This is a genomic window from Microbacterium excoecariae (assembly GCF_011326725.1).
Lineage (GTDB): Bacteria > Actinomycetota > Actinomycetes > Actinomycetales > Microbacteriaceae > Microbacterium > Microbacterium excoecariae.
The window spans coordinates 1,741,211-1,753,155 of sequence record NZ_JAANCO010000001.1 but is presented as its reverse complement, the minus strand read 5'-3'; the positions used below and the strand labels follow the sequence as shown (position 1 = coordinate 1,753,155).

10 protein-coding genes and 5 tRNA genes are annotated in these 11,945 nt (G+C 71.3%); 11 read left to right on the top strand and 4 right to left on the bottom strand.

The genetic code is table 11. From position 1 onward, the window contains the following. Positions 1 to 101 precede the first annotated feature (101 nt). Positions 102 to 2,576, top strand: a complete 2,475-nt coding sequence (locus tag G8E01_RS13050) for a winged helix-turn-helix domain-containing protein (protein ID WP_166318303.1) — start codon at positions 102 to 104, stop codon at positions 2,574 to 2,576. A 28-nt stretch (positions 2,577 to 2,604) separates the two neighbouring features. Here the strand turns inward: G8E01_RS13050 and G8E01_RS08165 are convergent, their stop codons facing one another. Then, complete coding sequence (locus G8E01_RS08165; protein WP_166318300.1) at positions 2,605 to 2,991, bottom strand: SHOCT domain-containing protein; 387 nt, start codon at positions 2,989 to 2,991, stop codon at positions 2,605 to 2,607. 222 nt (positions 2,992 to 3,213) lie between these two features. Here G8E01_RS08165 and G8E01_RS08160 point away from each other — a divergent pair, with 222 nt between their 5' ends. From G8E01_RS08160 to G8E01_RS08150, 3 genes are read left to right on the top strand one after another with little or no spacing between them, the layout of a single operon-like run. Then, on the top strand, positions 3,214 to 4,884 hold the full coding sequence (locus G8E01_RS08160) for a SulP family inorganic anion transporter (RefSeq protein WP_166318297.1): 1,671 nt from the start codon (positions 3,214 to 3,216) through the stop codon (positions 4,882 to 4,884). Next, entirely contained in the window at positions 4,881 to 5,312 is a 432-nt protein-coding gene (locus tag G8E01_RS08155; protein WP_166318294.1) for a DUF6325 family protein, read from the top strand. The genes G8E01_RS08160 and G8E01_RS08155 overlap by 4 nt, the downstream gene beginning before the upstream one ends. 2 nt (positions 5,313 to 5,314) lie before the next feature. After that, positions 5,315 to 5,629, top strand: coding sequence for an SHOCT domain-containing protein (locus tag G8E01_RS08150; RefSeq protein ID WP_166318291.1), 315 nt, complete (start codon positions 5,315 to 5,317; stop codon positions 5,627 to 5,629). Here G8E01_RS08150 and G8E01_RS08145 read toward each other — a convergent pair. Together G8E01_RS08145 and G8E01_RS08140 are read right to left on the bottom strand one after the other, a co-directional pair. Beyond that, positions 5,626 to 6,735 (bottom strand): ATP-binding protein, encoded by a 1,110-nt coding sequence (locus tag G8E01_RS08145; RefSeq protein ID WP_166318288.1) that lies wholly within the window; start codon positions 6,733 to 6,735, stop codon positions 5,626 to 5,628. The genes G8E01_RS08150 and G8E01_RS08145 overlap by 4 nt on opposite strands. 104 nt (positions 6,736 to 6,839) lie before the next feature. After that, positions 6,840 to 6,913 (bottom strand) — tRNA-Val (locus tag G8E01_RS08140). Between the two features lie 200 nt (positions 6,914 to 7,113). On the opposite strand from G8E01_RS08140, the gene G8E01_RS08135 reads away from it, so the two are divergent. The 7 genes from G8E01_RS08135 to G8E01_RS08105 all read left to right on the top strand — a co-directional run bounded on the left by G8E01_RS08135 (position 7,114) and on the right by G8E01_RS08105 (position 10,503). After that, positions 7,114 to 7,186 (top strand) — tRNA-Gly (locus G8E01_RS08135). Between the two features lie 53 nt (positions 7,187 to 7,239). Beyond that, a tRNA-Cys gene (locus G8E01_RS08130) sits at positions 7,240 to 7,310 on the top strand. Positions 7,311 to 7,352: 42 nt separating this feature from the next. Further along, positions 7,353 to 7,424: transfer RNA gene (locus G8E01_RS08125), tRNA-Val, on the top strand. Positions 7,425 to 7,456: 32 nt separating this feature from the next. After that, positions 7,457 to 7,529 (top strand) — tRNA-Gly (locus tag G8E01_RS08120). Positions 7,530 to 7,590: 61 nt separating this feature from the next. After that, positions 7,591 to 7,917: an ankyrin repeat domain-containing protein gene (locus G8E01_RS08115; RefSeq protein WP_166318285.1), complete on the top strand. Its 327-nt coding sequence runs from the start codon at positions 7,591 to 7,593 to the stop codon at positions 7,915 to 7,917. An 85-nt stretch (positions 7,918 to 8,002) separates the two neighbouring features. After that, on the top strand, positions 8,003 to 9,934 hold the full coding sequence (gene thrS / locus G8E01_RS08110) for a threonine--tRNA ligase (protein ID WP_205827489.1): 1,932 nt from the start codon (positions 8,003 to 8,005) through the stop codon (positions 9,932 to 9,934). Continuing rightward, complete coding sequence (locus tag G8E01_RS08105) at positions 9,931 to 10,503, top strand: HIT family protein (RefSeq protein WP_338100771.1); 573 nt, start codon at positions 9,931 to 9,933, stop codon at positions 10,501 to 10,503. Before thrS ends, G8E01_RS08105 begins: the two co-directional genes overlap by 4 nt. Positions 10,504 to 10,524: 21 nt before the next feature. Here the strand turns inward: G8E01_RS08105 and G8E01_RS08100 are convergent, their stop codons facing one another. Continuing rightward, on the bottom strand, positions 10,525 to 11,871 hold the full coding sequence (locus G8E01_RS08100; protein WP_166318279.1) for an aminotransferase class I/II-fold pyridoxal phosphate-dependent enzyme: 1,347 nt from the start codon (positions 11,869 to 11,871) through the stop codon (positions 10,525 to 10,527). Between the last annotated feature and the right edge of the window lie 74 nt (positions 11,872 to 11,945).

Here is an 11,945-nt window from a genome sequence, read left to right as displayed (position 1 = left end):
GGGAATGGCGATATGTTCCTTTCATGAGGCGTACCCCGGGCCGCCACACGGCCGCGGTAGCGGCGGCACGGTTCCGACCACCAAGCGCTGCAAGCGGCACTGTGTCGAGGCCGCGTCTCCGCGCGGCGATCGACCACAACCTGAACGCGGGCGGTCTGTGCATCCTCGGCGCGCCGAGCGGCTTTGGGAAGACGACTGTCGTTGCGGAGTGGGCGGGCGGGCGCGACGGGGTCGCCTGGCTCCTTCTCGGCCCGCTGGACCACACCCCCGCCCACCTCCAGCGCGGCCTCGTCCAGGCGCTCGACGTGGCGTACGACCGCGCGGGGGTGTCCTTCCCTCCGATCGACGCCGATCGCGACGCCGCGGAGGTGCACGCGGAGATCTGCGCGAGCGTGGACGCGCACGGCGTCGACCTCGTCCTCGTCGTGGACGACGCGCACCGCGCGGGGGAGACGTGGCGTACGGGCCTCCTCGGGCTGCTGATCGATACGCCTCCGGCGAGGCTGCGCACCGTTCTCATCGGCACGACGCTCCTCGATGTCACGCTGTCGCGCGAGCGGCTCCTCGCTCCGGAGATGTTCATCGGCGCCGACGCGCTGGCATTCACCGTCGACGAGGTTTCTCAACTCGAACCCGCCGGTGCCGCGATCTCGGCCGCGCAGGTCATCGAGGACACGGGCGGATGGCCGATCGCCGCGCGCATGGTGACGATGGCCGGTGCTCCCGCGGAGCCGCGTTCCGCGTCGGGCGCCGCTGTCCTCGTGGATTATGTGCGCGAGCACGTGCTCGGGGCGCTCCCCGCCGGGCTCGCGGACTTCGTGTGCGACGTATCGGTCTGCTCGCGCGTGACCGCCGAGCTGGCGAGCGCGATCTCGGGGCGGCGCGACGCTGCCGAGCTCCTTGAGGAATGCGTGCGGTTGGGGCTATTCCTGGACCGGTACGCCGGCGCGGCCGGGCCCGCGTACCACTGGCACGCCGCGTTCGCCCGGACCTGCGCGAGTATCCGCGCACGCGACGTAGACCGCGATCGCGCCTGTCACGCCCGCGCCGCCCGCTTCCTCCGTGACGTCGACCCGCGCGCCGCCCTCGTCCACGCGCTTCGCGCGGGGGACGTCCCCCTCGCGCGCGCCACACTTCTCGAGTCGTGGGTCGATCTCGCGATCGCTGGCGAGTGCTCGACGCTCGAGGCGATGTCGCTCGACCTGTTGCGCTTGACGCCCCGTGACCCGGCGCTGCTGTTTATCCTTGCTTGCGCAGAGACGGCGCTCGGCGCGTCGCATATCTCCCGCGACACGCTCGCCCGCGCGGAGTCCGCGCTCCGCGCCGCGAATGGCGCCCCGCCCGCGGACGCCCCCCGTGTTCCCGACATCGCGCGGCTCCTGGTCTCCGACGACGCGCGCACCGTCAGCGCGGCCTCCGCGCGCCTCCGCGCCGACGCCGCGGGGGAGCAGGAAGGCGGGCGGCGCCGGGCGGGCCTCCACCTCCTCCTCGCGGGCGCGGAGCTGCGGCGCGCCGCCGAGCCCACCCTCGCGGTCGAATACGCGGCGGCGGCCGCGCGCGCGCTCGCCGCCGTCCCCGGATCCGATGCGCCGCGCCGGGCAATGGCTCAGCTCGCGCTCGCGCAGGCCGCGGCCGGCGACTTCGCGGCGGCGGCCGGTTCCCTCGCGTCGCTCCCGCCGATGCCCTCGGATCCGCGCACTCTGACGGCGGGGGGCGAGCTGCAGCTGGCGGTGCACGCCCTCACCTCCTACTGGCGCGCGGACGTCGACGCCGCGATCTCCGCGTGCGAGATCCTCATAGACAAGGCGACGGAGCGCAGCACGTCGCGGCACCTCGCGCTCGTCCTCCTGGCGTATGCCGCGTCCGAGAGCGGGGAAGTGGGGCGGCTCCGGCGGGCCACCGTTGCGGCGCAGCAGATTCCGTCCGAGACCCTGCAGGGCGTCGAGTGGCGGAGCTTCCGCGAATCGGCGATCGCGTTGCTCGAGGAATCGAGCGGCAATCCTGCCCGGGCGGTGGCGCTGGCGCGATCCGTGATTGCCCACACGCCGCACGCCGGACTGACGGTCGCTATGGCCGGCATTCTTCGCCGGGCGGGAGCGAGTGCTGAGGCCCTCGCCGCGTTGCGGGGCCTGCGCGGGTTCGAGGGCGTGTCGTTCGTGCGCGCGGCCACCCTGCTCACCGCGGCCGTGCTGCGTCGAGAGCGCGGGGACCAGGCGGGAGCGTACGACGTGTGCGAGGCGGCGATGGCGATCGTCGATCGCGAGGAGCTGTTCCTCTTCGCCAGCTCGCGCGAGGTGGGGATCCGGAGAGTGCTCGAGGAGCAGGTGCATCGCGGCACCCGCTTCGAGGCGGTCATCGGGCGCGCCATCGCGGCGGCCGCCGGCCGGAGCGCCGCGGCCGACGCGCTGTCGGATCGCGAGCGAGACGTCTTCCGACACCTGCAGACTGCGCAGTCTCTCGCCGAGATCGCGACCTCGCTGGGTCTGTCCGTCAACACGGTCAAGACCCACCAGCGCTCGATCTACCGCAAGCTCGGCGTTTCGTCGCGTCGCGAGGCCGTGCGCAGCGTGCTGTGACGCCCGACCCCGCGACGCGAGGGGTTTCTCAGGCCAGGGCCCGCGCCTTGATGGCGTCGAACTCGGCTGGCGTGATCGTGCCCGCGTCGCGCAGCTGCGCCGCCTTCGCGATCTCGTCGCTTGGGCTCGCAGCGGCCACCGACTTGATGTAGCTCTCGGTCGCGTCGCGCTGGCGGCCCGCCGCTTCGTGTGCGCGCTCGCTCATGCCCTTACCGCGGGCGATGAGGTACACGAGCGCGGTGAGGAACGGCAGGAAGACGAGGAAGAGCAGCCACACCGCCTTGCCCCACCCGCCCAGTTCGCGGTCGCGGAAGACGTCGGTGATGATGCTGAACAGAGCCATCAGGTACGCGACGAACACGAAGGCCCAGAAGAACCAGCCGAGAATCATCCAGAAGCTTTCCCACAGAGACATAGCCATTCCATTTCTTGAGAGGGTCGTAGCTCCCGCCGATGATCGCACGAGCGGGCGAGGCGGGGGCGACCACGCTCACCCGCCGCGGGCGATCCCGCGCGCGCGGGCGACGCCACGCGGGCGCGGGCTCACCCCGGGTGGGTGAGCGTGCCCCGCGAAGCCCGACGCACCCTGCGAAGCTCGACCGCCACGGCCCCAGAGTGCGACAAGGAGGGAGGCCGCATGCGGATCACTCTCGCCGGTGTGAACCGGCACAACGTCCTGCGCGAGGCGACGTCCGGCGTGACGCTCCTCGCGATCGCGGTCCCCCTGAACATCGGGTACGCGCAGATCGCGGGCCTCCCGGCGACGGCGGGCCTCTACGCGCTCGTCCTCCCGACCGTGCTCTACGCGCTCCTCGCCTCCTCGCGGCAGGTAGTCGCGTCTCCCGACGCGGCGGCCGCGGCCCTCGTGGCGTCGTCGGTTGGGGGGCTGGCGGCCGCCGGGTCGGACAGCTTCACCGCGATGGTGCTCGCGCAGGCGATCCTCAGCGGCGTGATGTTCATTCTTCTCGCGGTGTTCCGGCTCGGATTCCTCGCGAACTTCCTGTCCCGGCCCATCCTCGTCGGCTTCGTGGGGGGTCTCGCCGTCGACATCCTCGTCTCGCAGCTGGCGAAGATGCTGGGCGTGGGAATCGACTCGGGCGGCGAGTTCGTGGACAAGGTCGCGGAGCTCGCGACCTCCCTCGGCAACGCATCGCCGCTGTCCATCGCGATCTCCGGCGCCTCGGTCGCCGTCCTGCTCCTGGGGAAGCGCCTGGGGCGCGCGGTGCCCTGGGCGCTGGTCGTCATGGTCGTCGCGACGACGTGCGTCGTCGTGTTCGCGCTCGACGAGCGCGGCGTCGCGGTACTCGGGGACATCCCCGCGGGACCGCCCCGTCTCACGTGGCCGGTTCTCGCGTGGAACGAATGGCTCCTCCTCATCCCCTCCGCGATGGCGCTCACGATGGTCACCACGGCCGAGGGACTCCTCGTCGCGCGTTCGTATGCCTCGAAGCGAGGTTATGCGGTGCGACCGAACCGTGACCTGTTCGCGTTCGGCATTGCCAACATCGCGTCCGGCGCGCAGGGAAGCTTCGCCGTCGGCTCGTCGACGAGCCGCACCGCGGCGATGGACCAGGCTGGCTCGCGCACACAGCTGCCGTCCGTCGTGCTCGCCGCGGGCACCCTCCTCATGCTGCTGTTCGGCACGGCGCTGCTCCGCGACGTGCCCTCGCCCGCCATCGGCGCGATCGTCGCCATCGCCGTGGCCCCGCTCGTCGGTGTCCGCGAGTTGCGGCAGCTCTGGCGCCTCGATCGCTTCGAGTTCGCGATCGCCGGTGCATGCTTCGTCACCACGCTCCTCGTGGGATCGATCGCGGGGATCCTCGTCGCATTCGTGCTGGCGCTCATTAATATCGCGCGCCGCGCGTCGCGGCCCGCCATCGACGTGCTCGCGGCGGACGATTCGCCGGCGGCGTCGCTCCTCGAGGCCGCGGCGCCGGGGGCGCTCACGGCCCCGGGAATCCTCGTCGTTCGCCTTCAGGCCCCGCTGTTCTTCGCCAACGCGGACGTGTTCGCCGAGGCGGTGCGGCGCGTCGTCGACGCGCGCGACGCGGGCGATGTGCGGCATGTGGTGATCGACATGGAGGCGGTCAGCGACATCGACGTGACCGCCGCCGAGAGCTTCGCGGGGCTGTGCGCCTGGCTGGAGCGCCACGACATCGCGGTGTCGTTTAGCCGCTTCCCCGAGGACACGCATGCGCGCGCGATCGCGCTCGGCCTCGTCGGGAGCCGTCGCATCTTCGAGACCAATCGGGCGGCTGTCCAGTCGCTCGGCCGCCCGGACGACACGCAGGGGAGTCCCGCATCATGAACCCGTTTTCGTATGGTCCCGCCGAGGTCTACCTCGTGGGATTTCCCGGCGCCGTCCCCGACGCGCGCTCCTTCGAGGCGCTCGGCGAGCTCGTGTCCGCGGGCACGATGCGCGTGCTCGATCTCCTGATCATCACACGCGATCCCGACGGCAGCATCGTGATCGCCCCCGCCGTGGATCCGCGCGCGGTCGGCCTGGGAGCCGCGGAGATCGTCGCACCGGGACTCGCGGGCGACGAGGACATCGAGGAGCTGGCGGCGCACGTCGCGCCCGGAGCGTCCGCGGCGATCGTCGTCGTCGAGCTCACCTACGCGATCGGACTCGCGACGCGGTTCCGCGAGGCAGACGGCGAGCTGTTGCGGACGGAGCGGATCCCCGCCCCCGTCGTGAACGCCCTCATGGAAACACTCGAGCAGGAGGAAGACTGATCATGCCGCTACGTCGATTCGGGCGCCCGGGACTCATCGGGCTCGCCGCACGCACCGCCGTCGTCGCCGGGACGGCCCAGGCCGTGCAGGGGGCTGCCGCCCGGCACCAGCAGCGCGGGGTGGCGGCCGCTCACGAGCAGGCGCAGTTCGAGGCGGCGCGCGCGCAGGCGCGGGCGACGCCCCCCGCGCCGCCCGCGCCCGCGCCGGCCGCGACCGGGGACGTCGTCGCCCAGCTCCAGCAGTTGGCCGCGCTCCGCGAGGCGGGCGCGCTCACCGATGAGGAGTTCGCCGCCGCCAAGGCGCGGGTGGTCGGCTAGGGAGACACGCCCTCACCCTCCGGGGCGCGGAGGGGAACGTCCACGTCCCCTCCGCCCTCCTCGGTGAGCCGCTCGCCCATCTGGACGATCGTCGGCTCTCCGATGAAGCCGCCGGCGAACAGCGCCTGGCCCTGGCGGAAGTTCTGCGCCTGCCGGATCATGGCGGCCGGCGCGAACCCGAAGACCTCCTCGAGCTCCGCGAGATCCCGCGGCGCGTTCACGCGCATCAGCCCGAGGTTGTCGCACTGCGAGAGCACGTTCGGGTGGATCTTGGACGGACGCTGCGTGGACAGGAACAGCCACAGGCCAAACTTTCGGCCCTCGGCGGCGATCTGCACGAGCTGCTGCGTGAGCGCGCGCTCGACTTCGGTGCGCGGATTCGGCGGGCAGAGGTTGTGGGCCTCGTCGATGACGATGAGGATCGGCTTACGCTCCGCCCGCCGCGCCCAGAGGCGCTCGAGGACGGCGAGCGCGGCCACCTGCGGCTCGGCCGGATGATCGAAGCCGCCGAGATCGAGCACGGTGGCGCGCGGCCGCTCCTCGATGACATCCACGACGGAGTCGCCGCCGTACGACCACAGGTCCCATTCGAGCACCTGGAGGTTCTCCATGCGGTTGGCCAGCCGCGTCTCGGCGGGCACGCCGCTTGCGCGATACCGCCGGACCACCTCCGCCGTGTCGTCCTGCAGCGCCCGTTCCTCGCTGTGGAGGAGCACGTTGTATTCCTCGGCGTCCGCGATGGGGTCCATCTGCAGGACGGCGGCCTTCGAGGCGGGGGACAGGTCGACGTATCGCGCCTTCAGAGGCGAGGACGCGCCGGGGCCCGACCGGAATACGCGGACGTCGCTGGCCGCAATGCGCGCCGCGGACTCGGGGTGCGCCGCCTGACGCGTCTCCTGCATGCGCACGAAGTCCGCGTTCGGGTCGAGGACCAGAAGCGGCAGCTCGGTCTCGAGCAGGAGTTGCTCGAGCACGACGCCGAGCGCATAGGTCTTGCCGCTCCCGCTCTGCCCGCACCAGAACGTGTGGCGGTTGAACTTCCGGGCGTTCAGGTGCGCGGCGCGGGCCGGCGTCTCGAACTCGGATCCGATGGTGAGCGCCGTCATGGCGTGTCCCCGATATGCATGAGAACAGCTTGCCCGATCGCGGGCCGCTCGCGCACCACGCGAAAAGGCCCCGGCCGGCGGGAGCCGGACGGGGCCTGAATGCGTGGGCGATGCGGGACTCGAACCCACGACCTCTTCCGTGTGAAGGAAGCGCGCTAACCAACTGCGCCAATCGCCCGTATCAACTTCGTGTGCCGGGGCACGAGAAGCGATACTACAGGACGAATGCGACGGGCCACGACTCCGCGCGCTCGCCGGGGGTGTCGCGGCGCCGGCGCGGCACGAAGACACGCCCGGAAGCGGGGACCGGTTTGGCGCGACCTCGGTTCTGGGCTAATGTATTTCAAGTGCCCGGCGCAAGACGCCGGAACACGAAATGCGGATGTAGCGCAGTTGGTAGCGCATCACCTTGCCAAGGTGAGGGTCGCGAGTTCGAGTCTCGTCATCCGCTCGAGTGCAGGGCACACCTTCGGGTGGCTCGGCATGCGGGTTCGAATCCCACACGGTGGCGTGGCCGAGAGGCTAGGCACCGGCCTGCAAAGCCGTTTACACGGGTTCGAATCCCGTCGCCACCTCGACTCCCGGTACTCCAGGAGAAAATTGAATAGCTCTCATGAGCGCGATTGGCGCAGCGGTAGCGCGCTTCCCTGACACGGAAGAGGTCACTGGTTCGATCCCAGTATCGCGCACGAAAACCCCCTGAACGGGGGTTTTCTTGTCGGCGGATGTAGCGCAGTTGGTAGCGCATCACCTTGCCAAGGTGAGGGTCGCGAGTTCGAGTCTCGTCATCCGCTCCGATTCAGAAGGGCCCGTGTTCGCACGGGCCCTTCGTCGTGCGCGCCGCATACTGAGGGGATGGATCTGTTCGAGCTGGCCCGCACGGGCGACACCGCACTCCTCGCGGCGATCGATGAAGGACACGACGCACGCGCGGTAAACGACAGCGGCGACTCTCTCGTGATGCTCGCCGCCTACCACGGGCACGAGGAGCTCGTCAGGGCGCTCATCGCGCGCGGCGCCGACGTGAACCGCGCGAACGACAAGCGCCTCGTGCCGCTCGCGGGCGCGCTGTTCAAGGGCCATGACGGCATCGTGACCGCGCTCGTCGATGCGGGGGCGGATCCGCAGGCGCCGAGCGTGCTGCAGGCGGCACAGATGCTCGGCCGGACGCCGCCCGGCTGACCCGGTCGGCGCACGCTGCGGCGCGAACTAGGATGGTCGGGTGACCACAGGATTCGATCTGTACCCCGACCGAAACGTCGTCGCGATGCGCGTCGACGGCGTCCTCACCGACCTCGCGTCCGAGGTTCTCGAGACGCAGACGACCGAGCCGGTCACGATCGACAGTCCCGACGGCCTCGCGATCCTGCGTCACTCGACGGCTCACGTTCTCGCGCAGGCTGTGCAAGCGATCAACCCGCAGGCGAACCTCGGCATCGGCCCGCCCATCACCGACGGCTTCTACTACGACTTCGGCACCTCCGAGCCCATCACGCCCGAGGCGCTGAAGGCCATCAAGAAGGAAATGCAGCGGATCGTGAAGGCGGGCCAGCGGTTCGTCCGGCGGGTCGTCACCGACGACGAGGCGCGCGAGGAGCTGGCGGACGAGCCGTTCAAGCTCGAGCTGATCGGCCTCAAGGGAGGCCGTAAGGAGGCCGCGGAGGGCGCGAGCGTCGAGGTCGGCGCCGGCGAGCTGACCATCTATGACAACGTCGATGCGAAGACGGGCGAGGTCGTCTGGAAGGACCTCTGCCGCGGGCCGCACCTGCCCTCGACGCGCCTGATCGGGAACGGGTGGGACCTCCTGCGCGTCGCGGGCGCCTACTGGCGCGGGAGCGAGAAGAACCCGCAGCTGCAGCGGGTCTACGGCACCGCCTGGTCCTCGAAGGACGACCTGCGCGCGTACCAGGACCGCCTCGCCGAGGCCGCGCGGCGTGACCACCGCAAGCTGGGCCGCGAGCTGGACCTGTTCTCGTTCCCGGACGAGATCGGATCCGGGCTCTCGGTGTGGCACCCCAAGGGCGGCATCGTGCGCGGGGAGATGGAGCAGCACGCCCGGCGTCGTCACATCGCCGGCGGTTACAGCTACGTCTACACGCCGCATATCGCGAAGTCCGACCTCTTCGCGACGAGCGGTCACCTCGCCACCTACGCGGAGGGAATCTGGCCGCCGATCCGCATGGACGAGGAGCGTGACGACGACGGTCACGTGACGAAGCAGGGCGCTGACTACTACCTCAAGCCCATGAACTGCCCGATGCACATTCTCGTGTACAAGGAGCGGGCCCGCAGCTACCGCGATCTCCCGCTCCGCCTGGCGGAGAACGGCACGGTGTACCGCAACGAGCTGTCGGGCGCGCTGCACGGGCTCACGCGCGTGCGCGGCTTCACACAGGACGACTCGCACCTCTTCGTGACCCCCGATCAGCTCGAGGGCGAGGTGACAGGCGTCCTCGAGTTCATCCTCTCGATGCTGCGCGACTTCGGCCTGACCGACTTCGAGCTCGAGCTGTCGATGCGCGACGACGAGAAGTCGAAGTGGATCGGATCCGACGAGTTCTGGGAGTCCTCGACGAACGCGCTGCGCAACGTGGCGGTGGCGAGCGGGCTGAAGCTGACCGAGGTCCCGGGCGAGGCGGCGTTCTACGGCCCGAAGATCGACCTGAAGACGCGCGACGCGCTGGGCCGGGTGTGGCAGCTGTCGACCGTGCAGGTGGACCCCAACCTGCCCGAGCGGTTCGATCTGGAGTACACCGCGCCGGACGGCTCGAAGCAGCGCCCGATCATGATCCACCGCGCGCTGTTCGGCTCCATCGAGAGGTTCTTCGCGATCCTCCTGGAGCACTACGCCGGCGACTTCCCGCTCTGGCTTGCGCCCGTCCAGGCGGTCGGCATCCCCGTGGCCGACGAGTTCGCCGACTACCTCGGCGGGGTCATGGACACCCTGCGGCGGGCGGGCGTGCGTGCCGAGCTCGACGCGTCCGACGACCGCATGCAGAAGAAGATTCGCACGCACACCACCGCGAAGGTCCCGCTCCTGCTCATCGCGGGGGATCAGGATCGCCAGGCCGGCACGGTGTCCTTCCGATTCCGCGACGGCTCGCAGCGCAACGGGGTTCCGGTCGACGAGGCGGTCGCGCTCATCGGGCGCCTCATCGCCGACAAGTCGGTCGTCATGACCGAGGAGGACGCCGCGTGACGTCCGCCGGCCCGGAGTTCGAGCGGCTCGAGCCCGAGTCGGCGGGCGGCGGCGTGCCCGACGCCTTTCAGCGGCTCTGGACGCCGCACCGGATGGCCTACATCCAGGCCGGATCCGGGGTGAACCGGGGGAGCGGGTGCCCGTTCTGCCAGAATCCGCGCATGTCGGACGAGGACGGGCTCATCGTCTACCGCGGCGAGCACGCCTTCGTGGCCCTCAACCTCTTCCCCTATAACTCCGGCCACCTCCTCGTCTGCCCGTACCGCCACGTCGGGATGTACGACGAGGCGACGGTCCAGGAGACCGCCGAGGTCGCGCACCTCACCAAGGTGGCGATGCGCGTGCTGCGCCACACGTCGCGCTGCGACGGGTTCAACATCGGCATGAACCAGGGCGAGGTCGCGGGCGCGGGGATCGAGGAGCACCTCCACCAGCACATCGTGCCGCGCTGGGCGAGCGACGCGAACTTCTTTCCGATCATCGCCCGGACGAAGGCGCTCCCGCAGCTGCTGGGTGAGGTGCGTCAAGCGCTCGCCGACGCCTGGCCCGAGCATCACCCGCACGTCTAGGCCCGGTCCTCCTCGGCCCGGTTAGCGCTCGCCCCGGGCCTCGCCCGCCGCGGCGGCAACGGCCCGCGCGAGCTCCTCCATTCCCCCCGCGTCGAGCTCGTGTCCCGTGAGGCGCAGGTGCGTGGAGGGCGCGGCGCCGGAAGCGACCCGGAACGCGTCGCCCGAACGGGCCAGCCACCCGCGCCGCGCCAGCGCCTCGGTTGCCGCGTTCGCGGGGGCGGCGACGTCGGCCCACACGCTGAGTCCGTCCGCCGGCGCCGAGCCCACGCCCGCGCGGTCGAGCGCGGCCCGGAGGCGCTCCGCCTGCCGGGCGTAGTGCGTGCTCGCCCGCTCCAGCCCCGCGCGCACCCCGGGGTCCGTGAGGAGCGCGAGCACCACGCGCTGCAGCAGGTGGCTGACCCACGCCGTACCCGTCCGGAGGCGCAGGCCGAGCCGCGCCGCGGTCTCGGCGTCGGATCCGACGAGCGCGACGCCGAGGTCGGGTCCGAGGAACTTCGAGACCGAGCGCACGAGGGCGAACCGCTCGTGTCCGGCGGGGACGATGGGGTGATACGCCCGCGTCGACAGGAGCGAGAAGTGGTCGTCCTCGATCACGAGCGCGTAGGGGTGGTCCGCGAGCACCGCGCGCAGTTCCGCCGCGCGCGCCCGAGAGAGCGCGGCGCCGGTCGGATTCTGCGCGCGCGGCGTGCAGACGATGGCCCGCGCTCCCGCCTCGAGCGCGGCGCGGAGCCCCTCGGCCGTCATGCCCTCATTGTCGATTGGCACGGCGAGCGCGCGATACCCCCCGACACGGACCAGGTGGATCCCCGTGAGGAAGCCGGGCTCCTCGATGGCGACCGCATCGCCGGGGGCGAGACTGGACGCGAGGAGCCGGTCGAGCGCGTCCGCCGCGCCACTCGTGGCGGTCACGCGCACACGTGACGACGCCGGGAGGAGGTCGCCCGAGAGCCACGCGTGCGCCCACGCCTCGAGCTCCGGGTCGATCGCGGGCGCGCCGTAGAGCACGGGGCGACCGGCGACGGCGGCCAGCGCGGGGCGCGGATCCGGGAGGAACCGGGGATCCGGGTTGCCGCTCGCGACGTCCCGCAGGGCGGACGCGGGGGAGAACCCCTCCCGCGGGACCTGGTCGGGCTGCGCGACCCGCGTGCCCCCGCGGCCGTGGCTCGTCACCAGCCCCTGCGCGGCGAGCTGGCGATACGCGGCGACGGCCGTGTTGCGATTGACCCCGATCTCCGCGGCGAGACGCCGCACGGGCGGGAGCGCGTCGCCGGGGGCGAGCGCGCCGCGATCGATCCGGCCGCGAATCTCGGCGGCGATCTCCGCCGCCGTGCGTCCGGCGAATCCCTGCCCGGTGGCGTCCTCTGTCATCGCGTCGATCCTACGGTGCCCGTGCGCTACTCTTTGGCCTAGATCAAACTTCGGAACGGCCGAGGAGACAGGGA

Excerpts from the sequence above, each read along its gene's own strand:
- G8E01_RS08165 (WP_166318300.1), bottom strand. The coding sequence starts at position 2,991 with ATGTCTCTGTGGGAAAGCTTCTGGATGATTCTCGGCTGGTTCTTCTGG.
- G8E01_RS08160 (WP_166318297.1), top strand. The coding sequence starts at position 3,214 with ATGCGGATCACTCTCGCCGGTGTGAACCGGCACAACGTCCTGCGCGAG.
- G8E01_RS08155 (WP_166318294.1), top strand. The coding sequence starts at position 4,881 with ATGAACCCGTTTTCGTATGGTCCCGCCGAGGTCTACCTCGTGGGATTT.
- G8E01_RS08150 (WP_166318291.1), top strand. The coding sequence starts at position 5,315 with ATGCCGCTACGTCGATTCGGGCGCCCGGGACTCATCGGGCTCGCCGCA.
- G8E01_RS08145 (WP_166318288.1), bottom strand. The coding sequence starts at position 6,735 with ATGACGGCGCTCACCATCGGATCCGAGTTCGAGACGCCGGCCCGCGCC.
- G8E01_RS08115 (WP_166318285.1), top strand. The coding sequence starts at position 7,591 with ATGGATCTGTTCGAGCTGGCCCGCACGGGCGACACCGCACTCCTCGCG.
- thrS (WP_205827489.1), top strand. The coding sequence starts at position 8,003 with ATGCGCGTCGACGGCGTCCTCACCGACCTCGCGTCCGAGGTTCTCGAG.
- G8E01_RS08100 (WP_166318279.1), bottom strand. The coding sequence starts at position 11,871 with ATGACAGAGGACGCCACCGGGCAGGGATTCGCCGGACGCACGGCGGCG.